18 protein-coding genes are annotated in these 21,355 nt (G+C 52.7%); 14 read left to right on the plus strand and 4 right to left on the minus strand.

Annotated elements, in window-relative coordinates; translation table 11 throughout:
* The first annotated feature begins 51 nt into the window (after positions 1–51).
* The gene (gene leuS, locus HP435_RS10350; protein ID WP_173598594.1) at positions 52–2,469 is read left to right on the plus strand and encodes a leucine--tRNA ligase; all 2,418 of its coding nucleotides are present in this window, start codon (positions 52–54) and stop codon (positions 2,467–2,469) included.
* Positions 2,470–2,757: 288 nt separating this feature from the next.
* Here the strand turns inward: leuS and comER are convergent, their stop codons facing one another.
* The 3 genes from comER to asnB all read right to left on the minus strand — a co-directional run bounded on the left by comER (position 2,758) and on the right by asnB (position 6,462).
* Positions 2,758–3,591, minus strand: a complete 834-nt coding sequence (gene comER / locus HP435_RS10355) for a late competence protein ComER (RefSeq protein ID WP_173598593.1) — start codon at positions 3,589–3,591, stop codon at positions 2,758–2,760.
* Positions 3,592–3,662: 71 nt separating this feature from the next.
* Positions 3,663–4,424: a helix-hairpin-helix domain-containing protein gene (locus HP435_RS10360; RefSeq protein WP_173598592.1), complete on the minus strand. Its 762-nt coding sequence runs from the start codon at positions 4,422–4,424 to the stop codon at positions 3,663–3,665.
* Positions 4,425–4,536: 112 nt separating this feature from the next.
* The gene (gene asnB, locus HP435_RS10365) at positions 4,537–6,462 is read right to left on the minus strand and encodes an asparagine synthase (glutamine-hydrolyzing) (RefSeq protein WP_122964126.1); all 1,926 of its coding nucleotides are present in this window, start codon (positions 6,460–6,462) and stop codon (positions 4,537–4,539) included.
* A 213-nt stretch (positions 6,463–6,675) separates the two neighbouring features.
* Between asnB and HP435_RS10370 the strand changes: the two genes are divergently transcribed.
* The 5 genes from HP435_RS10370 (at position 6,676) to holA (ending at position 11,937) form a co-directional block, all read left to right on the plus strand.
* Positions 6,676–9,051, plus strand: a complete 2,376-nt coding sequence (locus tag HP435_RS10370; RefSeq protein WP_173598591.1) for a DNA internalization-related competence protein ComEC/Rec2 — start codon at positions 6,676–6,678, stop codon at positions 9,049–9,051.
* Positions 9,052–9,104: 53 nt separating this feature from the next.
* The gene (locus HP435_RS10375; RefSeq protein ID WP_063231360.1) at positions 9,105–9,650 is read left to right on the plus strand and encodes an RNA polymerase sigma factor; all 546 of its coding nucleotides are present in this window, start codon (positions 9,105–9,107) and stop codon (positions 9,648–9,650) included.
* Positions 9,650–10,510: a hypothetical protein gene (locus HP435_RS10380; protein ID WP_122964124.1), complete on the plus strand. Its 861-nt coding sequence runs from the start codon at positions 9,650–9,652 to the stop codon at positions 10,508–10,510. The genes HP435_RS10375 and HP435_RS10380 overlap by 1 nt, the downstream gene beginning before the upstream one ends.
* Positions 10,511–10,678: 168 nt before the next feature.
* Positions 10,679–10,843, plus strand: coding sequence for a hypothetical protein (locus tag HP435_RS10385; protein ID WP_167470281.1), 165 nt, complete (start codon positions 10,679–10,681; stop codon positions 10,841–10,843).
* A 53-nt stretch (positions 10,844–10,896) separates the two neighbouring features.
* Positions 10,897–11,937 carry a DNA polymerase III subunit delta gene (gene holA, locus HP435_RS10390; RefSeq protein WP_122964123.1) on the plus strand — a complete coding sequence of 347 codons (1,041 nt, stop codon included), beginning with the start codon at positions 10,897–10,899 and terminating at the stop codon, positions 11,935–11,937.
* Positions 11,938–12,008: 71 nt separating this feature from the next.
* On the opposite strand, the gene rpsT is transcribed toward holA, so the two are convergent.
* Positions 12,009–12,284, minus strand: coding sequence for a 30S ribosomal protein S20 (gene rpsT / locus HP435_RS10395; protein ID WP_005833151.1), 276 nt, complete (start codon positions 12,282–12,284; stop codon positions 12,009–12,011).
* Between the two features lie 176 nt (positions 12,285–12,460).
* On the opposite strand from rpsT, the gene gpr reads away from it, so the two are divergent.
* From gpr to HP435_RS10435, 8 genes are all read left to right on the plus strand, one after another.
* Complete coding sequence (gene gpr / locus HP435_RS10400) at positions 12,461–13,561, plus strand: GPR endopeptidase (RefSeq protein ID WP_122964122.1); 1,101 nt, start codon at positions 12,461–12,463, stop codon at positions 13,559–13,561.
* A 147-nt stretch (positions 13,562–13,708) separates the two neighbouring features.
* Positions 13,709–14,887 carry a stage II sporulation protein P gene (locus tag HP435_RS10405; RefSeq protein ID WP_122964121.1) on the plus strand — a complete coding sequence of 393 codons (1,179 nt, stop codon included), beginning with the start codon at positions 13,709–13,711 and terminating at the stop codon, positions 14,885–14,887.
* 5 nt (positions 14,888–14,892) lie between these two features.
* Positions 14,893–15,201 carry a DUF3679 domain-containing protein gene (locus HP435_RS10410; RefSeq protein ID WP_063231364.1) on the plus strand — a complete coding sequence of 103 codons (309 nt, stop codon included), beginning with the start codon at positions 14,893–14,895 and terminating at the stop codon, positions 15,199–15,201.
* A 313-nt stretch (positions 15,202–15,514) separates the two neighbouring features.
* The gene (locus HP435_RS10415; protein WP_122964120.1) at positions 15,515–16,483 is read left to right on the plus strand and encodes an ABC transporter ATP-binding protein; all 969 of its coding nucleotides are present in this window, start codon (positions 15,515–15,517) and stop codon (positions 16,481–16,483) included.
* A gap of 19 nt (positions 16,484–16,502) precedes the next feature.
* Entirely contained in the window at positions 16,503–17,474 is a 972-nt protein-coding gene (locus tag HP435_RS10420) for an ABC transporter ATP-binding protein (protein ID WP_122964119.1), read from the plus strand.
* Between the two features lie 128 nt (positions 17,475–17,602).
* Positions 17,603–19,267 carry an ABC transporter substrate-binding protein gene (locus HP435_RS10425; protein WP_122964118.1) on the plus strand — a complete coding sequence of 555 codons (1,665 nt, stop codon included), beginning with the start codon at positions 17,603–17,605 and terminating at the stop codon, positions 19,265–19,267.
* Positions 19,268–19,370: 103 nt separating this feature from the next.
* Positions 19,371–20,381, plus strand: coding sequence for an ABC transporter permease (locus tag HP435_RS10430; RefSeq protein WP_122964117.1), 1,011 nt, complete (start codon positions 19,371–19,373; stop codon positions 20,379–20,381).
* A gap of 18 nt (positions 20,382–20,399) precedes the next feature.
* Complete coding sequence (locus tag HP435_RS10435; RefSeq protein ID WP_122964116.1) at positions 20,400–21,293, plus strand: ABC transporter permease; 894 nt, start codon at positions 20,400–20,402, stop codon at positions 21,291–21,293.
* Positions 21,294–21,355 lie beyond the last annotated feature (62 nt).

The raw sequence follows: 21,355 nt of genomic DNA on the forward strand, positions 1-21,355 counted from the left end.
ATAGCCAAGTTTTCTACTTTTTTACCTATTTCAAGATGGGAGTGCTCTACCATGGTTTTCAGTCATCGTGAAGTCGAAAAAAAATGGCAACAATACTGGGAGCAAAACAAAACCTTTAAAACATCAGAAGACCCAGGCAAGCAAAAGTTTTACGCTCTCGATATGTTCCCGTACCCTTCCGGTGCAGGGCTGCACGTCGGACACCCGGAAGGCTATACGGCTACCGATATTTTGTCCCGCATGAAGCGGATGCAAGGCTACAACGTGCTTCACCCAATGGGGTGGGATGCGTTTGGTCTGCCTGCTGAGCAATACGCGCTCGACACAGGCAATGACCCTGCGGAGTTCACGGAAAAAAATATCAACACGTTCCGCCGCCAAATCAAGTCTTTGGGCTTCTCCTACGATTGGGACAGAGAGATCAACACGACTGACCCGCACTACTACAAATGGACCCAGTGGATTTTCACGAAGCTGTATGAGCACGGCTTGGCGTACATTGACGAAGTAGCTGTAAACTGGTGCCCTGCACTGGGAACGGTGCTGGCAAACGAAGAAGTCATCGATGGCAAGAGCGAGCGCGGCGGACATCCAGTCGAGCGCCGTCCAATGAAGCAATGGGTGCTGAAAATTACGGCCTATGCGGAAAGACTGCTGCAAGACCTGGAAGAGCTGGATTGGCCGGAGAGCATCAAGGAAATGCAGCGCAACTGGATTGGCCGCTCCGAAGGGGCAGAAGTTACTTTTGCCGTCGACGGACACGATCAAAGCTTTACCGTCTTCACGACGCGCCCGGACACGCTCTACGGCGCTACTTACGCGGTACTCGCTCCAGAACACAAACTGGTTGAGCAGATTACCAGCCCAGAGCAAAAAGCAGCCGTAGAAGCTTATTTGGAGCAAGCCAAACACAAAAGCGATCTGGAACGTACAGACCTGGCAAAAGAAAAGACAGGGGTATTCACCGGGGCATACGCTATCAATCCGGTAAACGGCGAGCGCCTGCCGATCTGGATCGCAGACTACGTGCTGATCAGCTATGGAACCGGCTCGATCATGGCGGTACCTGCACACGACGAGCGCGACTATGAATTTGCAAAAACATTCGACCTGCCGATCAAAGCAGTAATCGCGGGCGGAGACATTTCCAAAGAAGCATACACAGGCGACGGAGAGCATATCAATTCCGGCATGCTCGACGGTCTGAACAAAGAGCAGGCGATCAACAAAATGATCGAATGGCTGGAAGCCGAAGGCAAAGGAAATCGCAAAGTGACCTACCGTCTGCGCGACTGGCTGTTCAGCCGTCAACGCTACTGGGGTGAGCCGATTCCGATTTTGCACCTCGAAGATGGCACGATGAAAGCTGTTCCAGCATCCGAACTGCCGATCATGCTGCCAAAAACAAAAGAAATCAAGCCATCCGGCACGGGCGAATCGCCGCTTGCCAACATTACCGACTGGCTGAACACCGTCGATCCGGAAACAGGCATGAAAGCGCGCCGCGAAACCAACACGATGCCGCAATGGGCGGGCAGCTGCTGGTACTTCCTGCGCTTTATCGATCCGCACAACGATCAAGCCATGGCTGATCCGGAAAAGCTGAAAGAATGGCTGCCAGTCGACATCTACATCGGTGGAGCAGAGCACGCGGTACTGCACTTGCTGTACTCCCGTTTCTGGCACAAATTCCTGTACGACATCGGCGTCGTACCTACCAAGGAGCCATTCCAAAAGCTGTTTAACCAAGGAATGATCCTCGGCGAAAACAACGAAAAAATGAGCAAATCCAAAGGCAACGTCGTCAACCCTGACGATATCGTACACAGCCACGGCGCCGATACGCTCCGCCTGTACGAGATGTTCATGGGGCCGCTGGATGCTTCCATCGCCTGGTCGACAAAAGGCCTCGATGGTGCGCGCCGCTTCCTGGACCGCGTATACCGCCTGTTCGTGCAAGACAACGGCCAGCTGAACGAGAAAATCGTCGATACGAAAAAAGCGACGAGCATGGAGCGCGTTTACCATCAAACCGTGAAAAAAGTAACCGAAGACTACGAGGGCCTGCGTTTCAACACAGGTATCTCCCAACTGATGGTATTCGTGAACGAAGCGTACAAAGCAGACGTTCTGCCGAAATCGTACATGGAAGACTTCGTAAAAATGTTGTCGCCAATCGCTCCGCACCTGGGTGAAGAACTGTGGGAGAAGCTCGGACACAAAGAAACGATCTCCTACGAAGCATGGCCAACTTACGATGAGTCGAAGCTGGTGGAGGACGAAGTGGAAATCGTCATCCAGATCAACGGCAAGAACAAAGAGAAGTTGCTGATCGCTTCCGATTCGACCAAGGAACAAATGGAAGAGCTGGCGCTTAACAACGACTTGATCAAAGAACTGATCGATGGCAAAACGATCGTCAAAATCATTGCCGTTCCTGGCAAACTGGTCAACATCGTCGTTCGCTAAGCGATTCGAGTGAACAACCATACAAGATTATTTGCTTGCTACTTCTGTCTTTAGCAATCACTGCTGGTTAGAAGAGGGAGCATGATAATCCAAACGGAAAAAAAGGAGTGGAGCCTGCATCGACAGGCGTCCCACTCCTTTTTGATTATCTGCGTGCGGGTCCGGCAAGCAAGCCTGTCACGCGGCGCCTGATCAAGCGTACTGTCACGCAGCCTATCACGCGCCTGGTCAAGCGTACCCGTCACGCGATCTTTTATCGACCTGTGCAACGATCAGCACATATGCAAGCTACTGCGGCTGCTCATTCAAGTAACGGTCAAGCAGTTCCTGATCCTCGGAAAATTTCGCTCGTGTGCGCTGGAATACTTCTCTGAAAATGCCTGGAAACTTACTTTGCAAAGGAATCAAACCTTCTCCGGTGATGCCTCCCGGGACGCAGACCCGTTGCTGCAAGGAAGGGAGGGTAAATTTTTCTTCCCGAAGCAAGTCAGCCACGCCGATCAGCATCTGCGAGGTCAAATACGTAGCAGCCTCTGGAGAAATGTTTGTCTCCTCCACGGCATCTTGAATCATCTGCTGCAAAATGTAGCTGAGAAAAGCAGGGCCGCAACTGGCGATGTCCGAAGTGATGCGCAAAAACGGTTCGCTGATTTCGACCGGGGTACTGATGTGGGCGAAAAGATTGCGGATGTAATGACGTTGCTCCTCGCTAACGCGCGACCCGAACTCGCATAGACTGACTCCGCTTTGTGCGGCATTGGTAATGCTGGGCACGACCCGGGCGATGGCGCATGGCACTTTCGATTCCAAATGCTCCAGTTTGATCGGGCTGGTAATGGTGATGAACAGATGTACCTCCGTCAAAACAGGGGCGAGTTGGGCAAGCAACTCGCTGTATTCCAGCGGCTTGACGCACAACACGATGATGTTGGCTTCTCTGGCCAAGTCTGCGTTGCTATGAGCGACCGCCAGCCCGCCAAGCCGCTTTGCGAGCTGTTCGGCTTTTTCGATTGTGCGATTGGTGATGATCATTTGGCTGGGAGACAGCGCTTTGGCGGACAGCAATGCTTCAATTAAGATACTGCCCATGCTGCCCGTACCAATGAACCCGATTTTATCCATGGGCATACCTCCCTCCGATATTCTTTTCCCATTCTATGTGGCAATTTTGCCAATCATGACCGGATGATCGTTTATTGCGCAACGATGTGGTCTTTGATCTTTTCGAACATCTTGGCCCCGATCCCCGATACCTTTTTCAACTCGTCGACCGAGCGAAAACGACCGACTTGCGTGCGGTATTCCAGGATCGCTGCTGCCCGCGACTCGCCGATCCCAGGCAACGTCATCAGCTCCTGGACTGTGGCCGAGTTGAGATTGACCGTTTTGCCTGGTTGCTTGCTGCTCCCCGCGCTAGGAGCACCATTCCCGCCCACCTGGACAGAAGCGGGGGAGGGCAAGCCTACGCCGGGCAGGGGAGAAGTGCCGCTGCTGCCTTTTGCCGGAATGATCAAGGCCGTGCCGTCAGCGAGTGGCTGAGCCAGATTGATTTGATCGAGGTCTGCCTGTGGAAGCGCTCCGCCAGCCTCTTCGATCGCATCTGCGACCCGCTTGCCAGGCGCAAAGCGATACAGCCCCGGTTTTTTCACTTTTCCTTTCACGTCGACGTAAAGAGACGGAGCAGCTTGCTCTTGTGCCGCCCCGGCTGCAAGCTGCCTGGAAGCCGAAGCAGGCACCGACGCGTCAGGTGCGGCTCTTTGCTCCGCTGGCGCGGTGGCAACGGATGGCGCTTTCGGCTCCGCTGCGCCCTGCGCATAGGCAGACGCAGCGATCGGCACGCCAACCGTCCCTTCGCGGTTGTCTCGCTGATAAAGCCAAAAGCTGAGCGCCAAAAAAGCGATGGCCGCAACGATCAGAATGAGACGGCGATAACGTTCCCACCAATCGAGAAGCATGACAAAAGACCCTCCCTTACCCCGCGCGTGATTGTGAAATCGCTCTAGTCACAATCTACGAAAAGTAAGAGAGGGTCTGCAAATTTTTTTCACTCGCTCCTTGCCAGTTAAGTTAACCGATGTGCTGCAAGGAATTTTTTTTGCGGCGAATGTCTACGTTTGGACTGACATACGGATCAAACGTATATTTTTGCTCGATGAAAATCTGGTGCCACAGCATGAAGACGAGAATCGTCCAGATTTTGCGGCTGTAGTCGGCATTGCCTTCGCGATGCTCGTCAAGCATGTAGAGCACGTAAGCCTTGTTGATCAAATTGTCGACCTTCGATTCGAAAATGATCTCTTTGGCCCATTTGTAAAACTCGTTTTTCAGCCAATGGCGCGTCGGAACCGGGAAGCCCAGTTTCTTCTTCGATTTGATTTCCTGCGGCAAGAAGTCTTTCATCGCCTCGCGCAGAACGTGTTTGGTCGTGCCGTTGGCGATCTTGTACTTCGTTGGAATGGTCGCAGCAAATTCGAACACTTTCAGATCGATGAACGGAACGCGCAGCTCCAGGGAGTTGGCCATCGTCATTTTGTCGGCTTTCATCAAAATGTTTCCGCGCAGCCAAGTGTGAATGTCCAGATACTGCATTTTCGTTACATCATCGTACTGGGAGGCGCGCTTGTAAATGTCTTCGGTGATCGTAAACGGCGAAACGTACGATTCAGAGCGTGCGATGTCGTCCATCACGACGCGTCTTTTCATCTCTTCGCTGAAGATCAGGGCGTTTCCGAAAAAGCGTTGCTCAACCGTTTTCGAACCGCGGATGAGGAAGTTTTTCCCTTTTACCTGATCAGGCAGGCGATGGGCCATGTAGCCGATGGACTGGCGCATCCAGCCCGGCATGCCGGAAAACATTTTGAGAGAGCTAGGTTCTCTGTAGATGTTGTACCCGCCAAAAAATTCGTCGGCACCTTCGCCAGACAAGACGACGGTGACGTGCTCGCTTGCCATTTGCGCAACGAAGTAGAGCAAGATCGCAGAAGGGTCTGCCACCGGCTCATCCTGATGCCAGATGAGACGCGGTAATTCGTCCATGTATTGCTGGGCGTTGATTACCCGCTCGAAGTGCTCGGTTCCCAAAAAGCCAGCCGTGCGCTTGGCGAAATCAAGCTCGCTGTAGCCAGGGATGTCTGATCCGACGGAAAAAGTTTTCACCGGCTCAAAGGTGCGCAGCATGGCGACGATACTGCTGGAATCGACGCCGCTGGAGAGGAAAGCTCCGCGCGGCACTTCGCTAATCCGGTGCTTGTCGATCGACTCCATCATCACATCGCGGGTTCCTTCGACGAAATAGGAGAACGGCTTGCTCTCATCCGGCTTGAACTCCACGTCCCAGTAGCGTTCCAGCTTGATCTGGTCGTTTTCGACGATGAACGAATGCGCTGGCGGGATGCGATAGATGCCTTGATACATCGTTTCCGGATCAGGCACGTATTGGAAAGTCAAGTAATGATAAAAACCGTTGTGGTTTACTTCGCGCGTAAAGCCAGGAATCTCCAGCAAGCTTTTGATTTCGCTGGCGACCCCGATGGAATCTTGCGTCTCCACGTAGTAGAGCGGCTTGATCCCGAAGTGGTCGCGTGCGCCGAACAACCGTTTTTTGCGGGAGTCGTAAATGGTAAAGCCGAACATGCCGCGCAAATGTTTAGGTGCTTCTGTTCCTACCTCCTCGTAGAGGTGCAGGATGGTTTCAATATCAGAATCGGTATGGAAAACGTGACCGATGTCTTTTAACCATTGTTGCAATTCCTTGTAGTTGTACACTTCACCGTTGCCAATAATCCAGATGTCACGTGTTTCGTTAAACAGCGGTTGATGCCCGCCTTCCACGTCAATGATGCTTAAACGACGAAAGCCCAGGGCGATGTTGTCTTCGAGATGAAAACCATCGTCGTCTGGACCACGGTGCAGGATGATACCGGTCATCGCGCTGATCGCTTCTTGCCTAACTGGCATTTGCCGCTTGTTGTAGAGTGTTACGATTCCACACATATGAAATGACTCTTCCTCTCACTGGATTGCTCCTGCTAACTCTATCACGTATCGCAAGCTGGCGCAATCTCTTCTGAATGCCTGGGACTGTACGCAAAACAGTCGTACAGCCTAAGGAAAAAGGACTCTCGTCTCTTCTATTTTTGTCCGCACGCCAAGGGATATACTCTCCTAAAGAAAAGAACAGTTCGACAAAGAACGGAGGGAGAGACTATGTCACTTTGGAACGCTAGTCTGGCCGTAATGAGCGGTTTTCTCCTGGCTGCCTACGTCCAGCCCTTTTGGATGGCGGGCGTTCTCGGCGCATGGGCAGCAGTCCTGGCGTTTTCTTCGCTTGTCTACCGAAGGCGGCTCGCTTTTTACTGCTTCCTCTCTATTCTAGCAGGTCTCTATTTTTATGGGTACGAGATTCTCCATGCGTCCACGCTGAAAGCATCAGCTGAACAGCAAGCGGCTGTCTGGGTTCGTGGAGAGATTGCTTCTGTCGTCAAGCGGGACGGCGATGCTGCCCGTTTTTTTGCCACCATCAGCGAATGGGGGGAGGAAAAAGAGCGGTTGCGACCGCTTGCCAGTAACGAAAAAATAGTTCTTCGCGTCCAATTAGGTACGGCTGAGGAAGCAGCTGCGATTGAAAAGTGGCGGACGGGCAGCCAGCTGACGGCCTTTGTCCGGCTGGCTTTGCCGAGTGGGGCGCGTAACCCGCATGCTTTTGACTATGCCCGCTATTTGCATTGGCAAGGGGTACACGTCACAGGCGACACATCATTTGGCGAGGTGCGCACAGAAGCGGTGGCAAGCGTATGGGGGAGCTTTCAGGAGTGGCAGGAGGCGGGAGCGAGCCGGATTGACCGCTTGTTTCCCGATCAAGAAACGGCGGGATACATGAAGTCGTTGCTGCTTGGGGTCAGTCAGGAGGTGACGCCCCAGCTTGCGTCCATGTACACCAATTTGGGCCTGAGCCATATTCTCGCCATATCCGGCTTGCATGTGACACTGGTGACCTCGATGTTTTTGTGGACGCTGGAAAAAGCGGGCGTCAGCCGTCGCTGGGGCTTATGTGCGACGGTCTTGCTGCTTGTGGGTTACGTACTGCTCGTTGGCGCCAGTGCTTCCGCTGTGCGAGCCGGCTTGATGGGAGGAGTGGGCCTTGTCTGTCAGGTCGTGGGAAAAAGACTGGATGGAAAAGAGGTTTGGGCAGGCGCGCTCCTCGGCATGCTCGCCACGAATCCGTATCAGTTGTGGCATGTCGGCTTCCAACTGTCTTTTGCCGTTACACTGGGGCTTATTTTGTTTGTGCCGTACAGCCAGCAAGTAGCTGTCCGCGTGCCTGCGTGGATCAGAACACTTGTGGCTGTGACGGTTTCCGCCCAGCTCGTCTCTTTTCCGTTTCTGCTGTACCATTTCCACCAGTTTTCTCCGCTTTCCTGGCTGGTCAATCTGATTGTGACGCCTGTGCTGTCTTTTTCTGTCTTGCCGCTCGGATATGCGGCGATCGTGCTTGATTTGCTTCACCCGGCGCTGGCGACGCTCCCTGTCTGGGTGGCTACCCATTTGCTCAGCTGGGTACACGAACCGCTCCTGGCTATGGATCAGTGGCTGATTCCATTTACCTACTGGCCGCATCCGGAATGGTGGTGGCTCCTCCTGTATGCCTGTTTTCTCGGGAGCATGCCCAGTTTGTGGAAGCTCGGTTTTCATCGGAAACGCGACGTCGTGCTCTGTTTGGCCTTATTTCTCGGGCTTTTGGCGGCGGCGAGACAACCGTTCGCAGGCAGCGATGAAGTGCGAATCACGTTCCTGGATGTCGGGCAAGGGGATTCCATCGTTGTCGAAATTGGCAATCAGAAGGTATACTTAATGGATGCGGGTGGGACAATGCGCCATCCGGCAGCGGAGCCATGGATGGAAAAGCGCGACCCGTTTGAAGTGGGCAAAGACGTCGTCCTCCCGTTTCTGATGTCGCGCGGGATTGAGAAAATTGACCGTGTCATCATGACGCATGGCGATTGGGACCATATCGGTGGAATGAAAGCGCTGGTGCCCCGCTTTTCTTTTGGAGAAGTGATGGTGAATGCTGCAACACCGGAGGAGAAAGAGACGGAGATTCTCCAGATGTTCCAGCAAAAAGGCGTTCCCATTACGACTGGCACCCCTGGTCAGGTGTGGTCGGATGGGCCGGAAATCGAATGGAAATGGCTTCATCCTGGAAAAACGACTCTTCGCGGCAATGATGCGTCCGTCGTGCTTCAGCTGACGGCATACAACAAAACGGTCTTATTTACGGGAGATGTGGAAAAGGACGGAGAGGCGGTCCTTGTGCAAAACGGCTTGACGCCCGTCGACGTTTTGAAAGTCGCCCATCACGGCAGCAAAAGCTCCAGTACCGACGAACTGCTGGCAGCTGTTTCTCCCGAGGCAGCGGTCATTTCGGTTGGCGTGAACAATCGGTACGGACATCCTGCGAGCGAGGTACTGCATCGTCTGGAAAGCTGCGGTGCTGCCGTTTACCGAACGGATCAGCAAGGGGCGGTTACGCTGATTATCTCGTCTGCGGGACTGATTTGGAAGACCCAACAATTGGATACATAACATGGTTGCAACCTTTTATATGAGCGACCCGTCTGTAGGGGGGAGAGGAGATTATGCAGGAAGCAGAATTGATCAGGCTGGCGCAAACCGGGGATCATGATGCGCTTGTCGAGCTGCTTCGATCCATTGAGACCTCCGTTTACCGAAGCGCTTATTACATTCTGGGAAATGAACAGGACGCGCTCGATGCGGCTCAGGAAGTGCTCATACGCATTTATCGAAAATTGGACACTTATCAGGAAAAGGCGAAGTTTTCGACCTGGGTACAACGCATCGTCAGCAACGTCTGTATGGATAAATTTCGCGCGAAGAAGGAAACGGTCTCAATCGACGAACACGAGCTGATCATACCTGATCGAAACAACGTAGAAGATGAAATCCTTCTCACCGGACTGTCAAACGACATCCAGGAAGCCATCGGAAAACTGCCTAGGCAGTACAGGATGGTAGTAGTTCTCCGCTATCTGGAAGACTTGTCTTACCAGGAAATCGCGGAAGCATTGGATTTGCCGCTTAACACGGTAAAATCGTATTTGTTTCGGGCTAGGCAACAGTTGCAGGAACTGTTGTACGACTACCAGAAAGGGGGGATCGGTTGATGACCAACGAAGAAATTTGGGAATGCATGCAGCGGGATCTGGATGGGGATTTGTCAGTGCAAGAACAGCAAGTGCTGCGCAACCTCATCCAAAAAGATGCTGACCTGCAACTTATGTACAACCGTCTGAAAACTGTGTCGCAAAAGCTAGAGCAGTTGCCCCCTGTCGTACCCTCAATCAGCATTGTAGATTCGATTCTGCCGCGTCTGGAATCCGCCGCAGCGAAGCCTGCGGTTGTGCAATCTGCTGTGCTAGAGGAATCCTTGCCTACTCTCGAAGTTAAGCGCAAGTCGTCTTCCCTGGCGGAATCGAAAAAGTGGAAGCGAGTGAAAGTGTGGCTGGCTGGTATTGGCAGTACGGCAGTCGCTGCCTGCTTGCTGGTTGGCGTGCTGTTTTCGGGGAGTGAAGAAAAGCCGCTGCAGCCGGATGCGTTTCAAAATGGTGCGGACAGCACACCGCCTGTCGTGACGAAAGATCCGGTTGTTTACGGCCCGGAAGCTCCTACTCCAAGCACTAATCCATCTCCATTGAATAAAAAGGAAGAGGAGAAGAAGTCCGAAAAGGCGCCACCGAAGAAACAAACACACAAGCCACCAGCAAAGACCGAGTATAAGCCACCTGCCAAGCCGCCTGCTGCTAATGCGACTCCGCCAAATAAAGCGCCCGCAAATGTTCCAAAGCCTGTAGTAGTGACAGAGGATAAGCCACCGTCATTCCCGGTTGGACTGGAAGAGAAATCGGACGAAGATGACAACAAGTCTGCGCGTGAAAAAGATGACGGGGACAAGGACGAGGAGAAAGACAACAAGAAAGACAACAAGCAGGAAGAGCGGGAGAGCAATAAAGAGAACGACGATTGATAAAAAGGTCTCTCCTGCTTTGCACATGCAAACGTGGTTTTTCAAACGGGACTGGCACCACTAAGGGGATTCGTGCGTAAAGTACATTATCAAGCACCCCCTGCTTACCGTTTGGGGAGGAGGAATCCCGGGGCTTTTCCCTGAACGTTTACATAGAGGTGCCAACGGATGGAAAAACCGCTGCCGACCGAACAGGTAGCGGTTTTTTTCTGTTCAAAATCGCTGCTTGCGGCTGGTTCGCCATCTGCTGCACCGATGAACGCGGTTGCAGGCTCGCAAAAAGCAGGCGGCCGATTGATTGTGCCTGGAGCAACGAACAGCAAACCACGGTGAGCGTTTTGTGCTATAATTACGCAGGAAAGAGCAAGGAAAGGGAGGGAACAGGCATGCCACTCCTCTCGGCGATTCGGGAAATCAGGCAAAAGCAATTTTCGCCGGTCTATGTGTTGTATGGCCCGGAGGCATTTCTGGCCGAAGAATTTTTGACACTGGCGAAAAATCAGATGATTGATCCGCAGTTTCGCGATCTGAACATGAGCGTATACGATTGCACGGAGACGGGGCTGACAGACATTTTGCAAGACGCGGAGACGTTGCCGTTTTTGGGCGAGCATCGGCTGGTTATCGCCAGACAGGCTTATTTTTTGACGGGGAGCAAGCCGCAGACGAAAGTGGAAAGCGATCCGGATGCCTTGCTGGGGTATCTGCAAAATCCGCCTCCGTATACGACCTTGATTTTACATACGGAGTCAGAGAAGCTGGACGAACGGAAAAAGCTCGTCAAAACGCTGCAACAAAAAGCAAAAGTCATTCCGTTTCCGTTGCTGAAAGATGCTGACTTGTACGGTTGGGTGGAACGGCAAGCGGACAAGTATCAGGCCAAAATCGGACGTCAGCAGGCGATGAAGCTGGTGGAACGCGTAGGGCAAGAATTGCGGCTTCTGGACAAGGAAGTGGAGAAGCTGGCCTTGTATGTAGGCGTCGGGGGAAGCATTACGGATGAGATAATCGAAATGCTTGGCGCACGGACGCTGGAGCAGGACGTGTTCGGGCTGATTGAGCAAGTAGCGTCAGGCAAGCTGGACAGGGCATTGCGCATGATGTACGACTGCATGAAGACGGGCGAGGAGCCGATCAAGCTGATTGCCTTGCTGGCCAGACAGTTCCGCATGCTGTTGCATGTCAAGCAATTGGCACCGCGCGGTTACTCGCAACAGCAAATGGCCGGGATGATCAAGATGCATCCGTATGCGGTGAAAAAAGCGATAGAGCAGGCGCGGCATTTTTCCGAGGATTCCTTGAAAAAGCTGCTGCACATTTTGGCGGAAGAAGATTTTCGCATGAAGTCCGGACAAGTGGACAAGCGGCTTGCCCTGGAGCTGTTTGTTGCGCGGGCGCATGCAGAGCGGCAGCGGACGACCGGGTAGTGCCTAGGGTCAATCAGCCAATAAAAAAACCCCATGAACAAATTGTTCGCGGGGTTTTTTCGGCTGGTCTCTTACGCTACAGGAGCGCTCAGAACGTTGAGCTTTTTCATCAAACGAGACTTTTGACGGTTTGCTGCGTTTTTATGAATGAGACCTTTCGAAGCGGCCTTGTCCAGCTTTTTCACAGCCACCAGAAGAGTGGATTTCGCCAATGCTACATCAGAAGCGGCGACAGCTTTCTCAAAGCTCTTGATGGAAGTGCGCAGATCAGACTTTTGAGAAGCACGGTGTGCGCGGCGCTTTTCGATTGTTTTGGTGCGTTTAATCGCGGATTTAATGTTTGGCATGTGTGTCACCTCCTTAGACGACCATAGACATACAGTCATACAACAAAGTAATTCTAGCATGCGCCAACACCATTTGCAAGAAAGGATTCGGAATAAAAATAAAGGATTCAAGCAACCTAGTAGCAGGAAGAAAACGGTCATGGCCGTTTTTACTTCGTGAAGGGAGTCGATGGAACATGGCGCACAACATTGATTTGTCAGGCTACTCGATTCGAACCGATCTGGCGGTGGAGGCTCACGAGCTGGCCCAGCAGCAAAACGAAAGCAACATCGAAGGCATTTGGCTGCAAGCAGACGACAGTGAGCCGAATATCAAAGTGACGCGACTGCACGTGCAGACCGAAGCGGCAGGCAAGCAAATCGGCAAGCTGCCGGGGCGCTATTTGACGATGGAAGTACCAAAGCTGCGCGACAACGATACTTCCATAGAAGAGCAAGTGGCGAAGCGATTCGCGATGGAGTTTGCCGCTTTTCTGGAACAGATGGGGATCACGAAAGACAAGAAAGCGCTCGTCGTGGGGCTCGGCAACTGGAATGTGACCCCGGACGCGCTCGGCCCGATGGTGGTGGAAAATCTGCTCGTTACACGCCACTTGTACAAGCTGGCGCCGGAAACAGTGGGTGAAGGCTATCGCGAGGTCAGTGCCCTGTCGCCGGGTGTTTTGGGCATTACCGGGATCGAGACGAGCGAGATCGTGTTTGGGGTCGTAGAAAAAAGCAAGCCGGACTTCGTCATCTGTATCGATGCGCTGGCCTCTCGCGCTCTGCATCGCGTAAACACGACGATTCAAGTATCCGACACGGGCATACACCCCGGCTCAGGCGTGGGCAACAAGCGAAAATCGATTGATCAGGCTACTCTCGGGATTCCGGTCATTGCGGTCGGAGTGCCGACCGTTGTTTTTGCTTCTACCATCGTCAACGACGCGATTACGTATTTGCTCGGGCATTTTGGACAATCCATGGTCGAGAGCAAGCGAGCGTTCAACAAGCTGTCGCTGAGTACCGTTCCCGAACGCAAGGAACCGTATACGGAGGATGATTTGCCTGATATGGAATCACGCAAGACGTTCATGGGGCTGGTCGGATCGCTTCCGGAAGAAGAAAAGCGGCAACTGATCCACGAAGTGCTGCGGCCGCTGGGGCAAGATTTGGTCGTCACGCCCAAAGAAGTGGATGACTTCATTGAAGGAGTTGCCAATGTGATTGCCACAGGCTTGAATCGATCTCTGCATCAGGCTGTGAATGAAGATAATAGCGCCGCCTACACTCACTAGACGGCTGAAGGATGAAAATAACTAGATTGGGAGAGTTGAGCTAGAAAAGGGTTCTATCGTCTCTATGAGGCTCATAGGCTAAAGCATAGACAAGCGTGAAAGAAAGCATGCGTGCTTGTCCATGCTACAGCCAGAGGAGTGAGACTGATGGCGACCCTAGTCCAACGCCAATTCGCTGTTCTTTCATTCATAACCGCTTTTTTGTTCGTCATGACGGGTGTGTTTTCGCTGGGAGGAAATCGCCTCGCAATCACCTCCTCCGCCATCCAGCAGGCGGCTTCGCATATATCGAGCCTGGCGATACTCAACTGGATGGGGCAGGAGATTCCAGCGTTGTCTGCCACCGTGCAAGCTTCGGGCGATGCCAGATCCAACAGCGTGACGGGCTTTCTTTTTCAGCTCGCGACGAACATTCAACCCGGAGATTTGCGCAGTCTGCTTGGCAGAGAGCTGCCGGGGATGGTAACGACAGAAGACGCCCGCTTTGTCGTTCAGGGAAAAGGTGCGTCGTTGGCTGATTTTTACGTAGAGTACCCAACGCGAGTGGCGGATACTTCCCAGCTCGTTCCGGTTGTAGAGCCAGCGACACAAGAAGCGGCGAAGCAGGAAGAAGAGAAGCCCGCTCCGGCTCCGGTAGCAAAGCCGGTGTCGACAGGCGGCAAGAAAATCGTGTTCGTCTACAATTCGCACAACCGCGAGTCGTGGTTTAGTGAGACAAAGCCTGTAGGAACGGCTGTCGATCATCCTACGCGAAACATCTCTTTGGTCAGCCAGCGTCTGAGCGAAGAACTGAACGAGCGGGGGATCGGCTCGGAGGTTAGCAAGGACGACATTTACCAGCAACTGTTGAACAAGAAAATGGACTACGCCCTGTCATACGCCCAATCGTTGCAGGTGGTCAAGGCTGCCGTGGAAAAAAATCGCGAGCTGCACTACTTTTTCGACCTGCACCGCGACACGGCTCCGCGCGAAACTACTACCGTAACGATCAAAGGCAAAACATACGCAAGAGTCATGTTCGTCATCGGCAAGCGCAACAAAAGCTACGAGAAGAACGAAGCGTTTGCGACAGACCTGCACAATCTGATGGAGAAAATGTACCCTGAGCTGTCACGCGGAGTGATGGAAAAAGGCGGAAAAACCGATCACGGCGAGTATAATCAGTCCATCTCTTCGGGAAGCATGTTAATGGAAATAGGTGGAACGGGAAATACGTTGCAGGAAAGCCTGAATACGGCGGAGGCGCTGGCCGATGTTTTTGCCGCTTATTACTTGCAGGCTGAGAAGGTAAGCAAAACGGAATCGCAAGAGCCTGCGAAGAGGTGATGGGCATGAACGTGACGGTGAAGCTGACGGGGCTTTTGGTCGTCCTTTTGATCGGTGTGGTGCTTGGGCTGCAAACGGCGGAGCGGGGCATATCCAAAGTAAGCGGTGTGCCGGAAGAAAAGGCGCAAACCTTTTACATCAAAAAAGTGGATCAAGGCCAGATGGAAATCGCGGTGATGGGCAAGCAGGTCCAGACTGCCGGGCCGGAGAAAATGGTCAATTACGTGAGCCGGGTGGGACTGACACTGGGTGACAGCATCAAAAACGGTGCGCAAATGTTTGTCGATTGGGTAGGAAGTTTTTTCGAGCCATAGATTTTGTTTACGCGCAAAAAGAAGGGGTGTACAAAGCCCCAGTGACAAAAGGCCCGCCAAAACGGGCTTTTTTTGTGCGCATGGACAGGCTCGGACAAGATGTCCCAAACGGCATAACGCAGACTGTGTCTGAGATGTGGGCTTCAAAAACATTTTCTGGAAGGAAATGGAGAAGGTGAAGGAGAATATTCTATATAGTCAGTAAAAATATAATAGTTAGAATTTATTGTGTTGCCAAAAAATTGTATTAATGGCATAATGTCTACTGATAGATCTTTTTCTACTGAATATATCGGTAAGAGAGGTGAGCCACGTGTCAGATCCTGTCCTGCAAATTGAAAACCTGCAAACGCACTTTTTCACGGACCGCGGCCAAATCCCTGCCGTTGATGGCGTGACGATCACGGTTAACAAAGGAGAAGTAGTGGGCATAGTCGGCGAGTCAGGCTGTGGAAAAAGCGTCACTTCCCTGTCTGTCATGAAGCTGGTGCCCAATCCGCCGGGAAAAATCGTCGGGGGAACAATCAAGTTCAAAGGGGAAGACCTCGTAACAGCCAATGAAAAGCGGATGAGAGACATACGCGGAAATGAAATCGCGATGATTTTCCAGGAGCCGATGACATCTCTGAACCCCGTTTTCACGATCGGGAATCAGATCGGCGAGGCCATTCGATTACATACAAAGGCTAGCAAAAAACAGTCGCGGGATCGCGCCATCGACATGTTGAAAAAAGTGGGAATCCCGCGAGCCGAAGCGATTGTCGATGAATACCCGCACCAGCTCTCCGGCGGGATGAGACAGCGTGTCATGATTGCCATGGCTATGGCCTGTAATCCGGAGCTTTTGATTGCGGACGAGCCGACGACGGCTCTCGATGTGACGATTCAGGCGCAAATTCTCGACTTGATGCGGCAGCTCAACCGGGAAGCGCAGACGGCGATTTTGCTCATCACCCATGACTTGGGCGTGGTTGCCGAAATGTGCCACAGAGTTGTCGTCATGTACGCGGGCAATGTCATCGAAGAAGGGGATGTCCGCACCATTTTGAAAAAGCCCAAACATCCGTACACAAAAGGGCTGCTCAATTCCTTGCCGAAGCTGGAAGAGTCGCAGGAAAGGCTCTACTCGATTCCGGGGAATGTGCCGATCCCAGGCTCGCTCACGGTCGGATGCCGCTTTGCACCTCGTTGTGATCAGGCGACAGACCTTTGCCGCAGCGAAATGCCGCAGCTCAAAGCGGTAGGAGACAACCATTTTTCCCGCTGCTGGCTGAGTGAATAACCCGAAAGGAGCATGCCCGTTGACAGAAGAACTACTCGTCGTAAAAAACTTGAAAAAGTATTATCCCATCACAGGTGGCGTCCTGGGCGGGGAAGTAGGTGTGGTGAAGGCCGTCGATGATGTCTCGTTCGCCGTCAAGCGCGGGGAGACGCTCGGATTGGTCGGAGAGAGCGGCTGTGGCAAGTCCACGACGGGACGCTCGCTGCTTCGGCTGATTGAGCCTACCGCAGGCGAAATCACGTTTGACGGTGTCAACGTTACAGCACTTTCCACAGATGAGATGCGCAAAATGCGGCGCGATATGCAGATCGTGTTTCAAGATCCGTTCGCCTCTCTGAATCCTCGTCACAATATTGAGAAGATTCTGGAAGAGCCACTTGTCGTACATAAAATCGGGACGAGTTCCGAGCGCAAAAAAAGAGTGCAGGAAATGCTGGAAGTCGTGGGGCTGAGCAGCTACCACGCGAGGCGCTACCCGCACCAGTTCAGCGGCGGGCAACGCCAGCGGATCGGCATCGCCAGAGCGCTCATGCTCAACCCCAAGCTGATTGTAGCGGATGAGCCTGTGTCCGCGCTTGACGTGTCCATTCAGTCGCAGGTGCTCAATCTCATGCAAGATTTGCAAAAGGAAATGGGCCTCACCTACTTGTTTATCGCCCATGATTTGAGCGTGGTGCGTCACATCAGCGATCGGGTGGGTGTGATGTACCTCGGCCGAATTGTCGAATTGACGACGAGCGGACAGCTTTACTCGAACCCGCTCCACCCTTATACAAAAGCACTATTGTCTGCGGTGCCGACTCCGGACCCGGATGATGTACGGGAACGGGTGATCTTGCAAGGTGACGTGCCAAGCCCGGCGAATCCGCCGAGCGGCTGTACGTTCCATACTCGCTGCCCCCACGTGACAGAAGAATGCCGCTCAACTCGTCCCGCTTTTCAGGACGTGGGTGATGGACATTTTGTGGCCTGTCATCTGTACAAACAGTAAAGCCGCACACGAGGATGACCGCCTGATGAAAAGGAAGCCTTTTTAAAGGGGGGATGCGAGGCAGGAGCGACACGGATGATGATGGATTAATGTAACATGCTTTCATTTTAGAAGAGGGGGATGTTTTCATGAAGAAGAGAGTTCTCTCCGCAGCCATGACCAGCCTGTTGGCTCTGGGCATGTTGCTTGCTGGATGCAGCGGTTCTCAAACGACACAAGCGCCGGCAGAACAGCCAAAGACAGAAACTCCGGCAGCGACTCCAGCACCTGAGCCAGCCAAATCGGGGCCTAAGCAATTGATCGTAGGCCGCGGCGGCGATACAGTCGGTCTCGACCCGATCGCTCAAACCGATGGCGAATCGTTCAAGGTGACGGAAAACGTGTTCGATACACTGGTAGGTTACGCCGAAGAAAGCACAGAAGTTGTTCCTTCTCTGGCGGAAAAGTGGGAAATTTCTCCGGACGGCTTGACGTACACTTTCCATTTGCGCAGTGGAGTCAAATTCCATGACGGCACCGATTTTAATGCAGAAGCCGTAAAATGGAACTTCGAGCGCTGGAGCGACAAGAGCCATCCGCAACATAACAAAGAAGGCTTCGAATACTACAACGACATGTTCGGCGGCTACAAAGGCGACGAAAACCATGTCATCAAGTCTGTAGAAGCGGTAGATGCGCAAACGGTGAAGTTCACCCTGAACCGCCCGCTCGCGCCATTCATTCAAAACCTGGGCATGTCCTGCTTCGCGATTGCCTCGCCAAAAGCGGTACAGGATATGGGACCTGAGAAATTCAACGAAAATCCGGTAGGAACCGGGCCGTTCAAGTTCGTAGAGTGGAAGCGCAATGACACCATTACGCTGGAGAAAAACCCTGACTACTGGAACGCTGGTTTCCCTAAACTCGACAAACTCGTGTTCAAGGTTATTCCTGAAAACACAGCTCGCTTGACAGCACTGACCTCTGGCGAAATCGACATGATGGACGGTGTGAACCCGGATGACGCGCAAACGGTAAAAGACAACAAGGATCTGCAACTGATCCTGCGTCCATCCATGAACATCGGCTTCGTCGGTTTCAACGTGGAGAAAAAGCCACTCGACAATCCAAAAGTTCGTGAAGCACTCGCATACGCGATCAACAAGCCAGCTATCATCGAAGCATTCTTTGCAGGACTTGGCCAACCGGCTGTGAACCCAATGCCACCATCGATCTGGGGCCACAACGGCAACATCAAGGATCGTGAATTTAGCATTGACAAAGCGAAGCAGCTTTTGACCGAAGCAGGCTTCCCGAACGGCTTCAAAATCAAGTTCTGGGCAATGCCAGTTGCTCGTCCGTACATGCCTGATGGCGTGAAAATTGCCGAGGCAATCCAGCAAGACCTGAAAAAAATCGGCGTAGAAGCTGAAATCGTGACGATGGAATGGGCGACTTACCTGGAAAAAACAAAAGCAGGCGAGCAAGAAATGTTCATGCTCGGTTGGACCGGCGACAACGGCGACCCAGACAACTTCCTGGCGACTTTGCTGGATAAAAACAACATCGGCGGAAACAACCGTACGCGCTGGGCAAATGAAGATGCGCACAAGCTCTTGATGGCTGCTCAGTCCGCTACGACCAAGGAAGAGCGCGAGAAGCTGTACCTGCAAGTGCAAGAGCTGATCTTCAAAGACGTGCCGATGGTGCCACTGGCTCACTCTACGCCAGCATTGGCTGCCAAAGCGAACATCATCAACTACAAGCCGCATCCAAAAGGCTCCGAGAGTCTGGAAAAGGTTGACTTCCAGTAAAACCGGATGGAATGTGAAAGCCAAGCAGGGTAAGAGGAGAAAACCTCTTCTTACCCTTTCTTTTTGCACCTAGCCATTATCTTTTTGTAAGGAAAGCGAGGAGATGGCATTGCTATCCTACAGCATCCGAAGAATTTTTATGCTCATCCCCGTTCTACTGGGCATGTCCATCGTCGTATTTTCCATCATCCGTGCCATCCCAGGTGATCCGGCTCTGACCATATTGGGAGAGAAAGCAAGTCCGAAAGCGATTGAAGATTTACGGGAAGTTTTAGGCTTGAACAATCCGTGGTACATTCAATACTTTGACTATTTGAAGCAAATCATCACCGGAGATTTGGGAGTTTCCCTGCATTCCGGAGCAAGCATCACGCAAGAAATCGGGCCGTATTTGGCCGCTACTACCGAGCTGACGATCGTCAGCATGCTTTTCGCTGTGATTATCGGAGTGAACGCAGGAATTTTGTCTGCGTGGAAGCAAAACTCCTGGTTTGACTACTGTGCGATGTTGATCGCCTTGATCGGTGTCTCAATGCCAATCTTTTGGCTAGGTTTGATGGAGCAATGGTTCTTTGCGCAAGAACTGAAATGGCTGCCATCCGTTGGTCGCGACAATTCGCGTAATCCTGTAGAGGCCATTACGCAGTTCTATATACTGGACACGATTATGGCTGGACAGTGGGATCAGCTGTGGGAAGTGGTCAAGCATTTGATCCTGCCCGGAGTGGCTCTCGGAACGATTCCGATGGCGATTATCGCCCGGATTACCCGATCGAGCATGCTGGAAGTGATGCGTGCGGATTACGTCAGAACAGCCCGGGCAAAAGGCTTGGCGCAGTTCTGGGTCGTGTACAAGCATGCATTGAAAAATGCAATGATTCCCGTGTTGACGGTGATTGGTCTGCAAACAGGCTTGCTCCTGGGGGGAGCGGTGCTGACCGAAACGATTTTTGGCTGGCCCGGCGTCGGCCGCTACATTTTCACAGCCATCGGAAACCGGGATTATCCGGTGATCCAGTCCGGCATCTTGGTGATCGCTACGATTTTCGTACTGATCAATCTCTTGGTCGACCTTCTGTATGCTTACATTGACCCGCGCATTAAATACCGCTAGAGGAGGGACAAAGGAGATATGGCAGAAACTCACGTACAGACTGTGACCTGGAAAGTAAAAGATGAAGAAGTAGTCTCTCCTTGGCGGGAAGCGTGGAGGGCGTTGCGCAAGAACAAGCTGGCGATGGTCGGATTGGCGATTATCCTGTTTTTCGTGGCGGTCGCTGTGTTTGCTCCGATGATCGCGCCGTATCCTTACGATGAAGGCGAGCTGGTCATGAAAAACAAGCCGCCATCGGGGGAGCACTGGTTTGGAACGGATTACAACGGGCGGGACGTGTTCAGCCGCGTCGTGTACGGGGCGCGCATTTCCTTGTGGGTAGGCACCTTTTCCGTCATCGGCTCGGTCGTCGCCGGAACGATTCTCGGCTTGCTCGCCGGATTTTACGGCAAATGGATTGACACGCTGATCTCCCGCATTTTTGATATTATGCTGGCGTTCCCAAGCATCCTGTTGGCGATTGCGATTGTCGCGATTTTGGGGCCGTCTTTGCAAAACGCGCTGTTGGCGATTGCCATTATCAACATTCCGACTTTTGGACGTCTGGTTCGCTCGCGGGTTCTCAGCTTGAAGGAAGAAGAGTTCGTCATGGCGGCGCGCGCGATCGGGATGAAAGATTCCCGGATCATTATGCAGCACATTTTGCCGAACAGCCTGGCTCCGATCATCGTGACAGGGACGATGGGGATTGCTACTGCGATCATTGAAGCGGCGGCACTCGGCTTCCTTGGACTCGGTGCGCAGCCACCGGAGCCTGAGTGGGGGAAAATGCTTTCCGATTCCCGTCAATACATTCAAAAAGCGCCGTGGACGGTTATTTTTCCCGGACTGTCGATCATGTTGACCGTACTTGGCTTCAACCTGATTGGCGACGGCTTGCGGGATGCGCTTGATCCACGGATGAAAAATTAGTTGTAGTGCGAAGGGCAGTAGGGACACAAGCGTCCAGGCTGCCCCTTTTTTCGCGTCTGCTG

The sequence above is a fragment of the Brevibacillus sp. HD3.3A genome, assembly GCF_013284375.2.
Taxonomy (GTDB): domain Bacteria; phylum Bacillota; class Bacilli; order Brevibacillales; family Brevibacillaceae; genus Brevibacillus; species Brevibacillus parabrevis.

Excerpts from the sequence above, each read along its gene's own strand:
- leuS (WP_173598594.1), top strand. The coding sequence starts at position 52 with ATGGTTTTCAGTCATCGTGAAGTCGAAAAAAAATGGCAACAATACTGG.
- comER (WP_173598593.1), bottom strand. The coding sequence starts at position 3,591 with ATGGATAAAATCGGGTTCATTGGTACGGGCAGCATGGGCAGTATCTTA.
- HP435_RS10360 (WP_173598592.1), bottom strand. The coding sequence starts at position 4,424 with ATGCTTCTCGATTGGTGGGAACGTTATCGCCGTCTCATTCTGATCGTT.
- asnB (WP_122964126.1), bottom strand. The coding sequence starts at position 6,462 with ATGTGTGGAATCGTAACACTCTACAACAAGCGGCAAATGCCAGTTAGG.
- HP435_RS10370 (WP_173598591.1), top strand. The coding sequence starts at position 6,676 with ATGTCACTTTGGAACGCTAGTCTGGCCGTAATGAGCGGTTTTCTCCTG.
- HP435_RS10375 (WP_063231360.1), top strand. The coding sequence starts at position 9,105 with ATGCAGGAAGCAGAATTGATCAGGCTGGCGCAAACCGGGGATCATGAT.
- HP435_RS10380 (WP_122964124.1), top strand. The coding sequence starts at position 9,650 with ATGACCAACGAAGAAATTTGGGAATGCATGCAGCGGGATCTGGATGGG.
- HP435_RS10385 (WP_167470281.1), top strand. The coding sequence starts at position 10,679 with ATGGAAAAACCGCTGCCGACCGAACAGGTAGCGGTTTTTTTCTGTTCA.
- holA (WP_122964123.1), top strand. The coding sequence starts at position 10,897 with ATGCCACTCCTCTCGGCGATTCGGGAAATCAGGCAAAAGCAATTTTCG.
- rpsT (WP_005833151.1), bottom strand. The coding sequence starts at position 12,284 with ATGCCAAACATTAAATCCGCGATTAAACGCACCAAAACAATCGAAAAG.
- gpr (WP_122964122.1), top strand. The coding sequence starts at position 12,461 with ATGGCGCACAACATTGATTTGTCAGGCTACTCGATTCGAACCGATCTG.
- HP435_RS10405 (WP_122964121.1), top strand. The coding sequence starts at position 13,709 with ATGGCGACCCTAGTCCAACGCCAATTCGCTGTTCTTTCATTCATAACC.
- HP435_RS10410 (WP_063231364.1), top strand. The coding sequence starts at position 14,893 with ATGAACGTGACGGTGAAGCTGACGGGGCTTTTGGTCGTCCTTTTGATC.
- HP435_RS10425 (WP_122964118.1), top strand. The coding sequence starts at position 17,603 with ATGAAGAAGAGAGTTCTCTCCGCAGCCATGACCAGCCTGTTGGCTCTG.
- HP435_RS10430 (WP_122964117.1), top strand. The coding sequence starts at position 19,371 with ATGGCATTGCTATCCTACAGCATCCGAAGAATTTTTATGCTCATCCCC.
- HP435_RS10435 (WP_122964116.1), top strand. The coding sequence starts at position 20,400 with ATGGCAGAAACTCACGTACAGACTGTGACCTGGAAAGTAAAAGATGAA.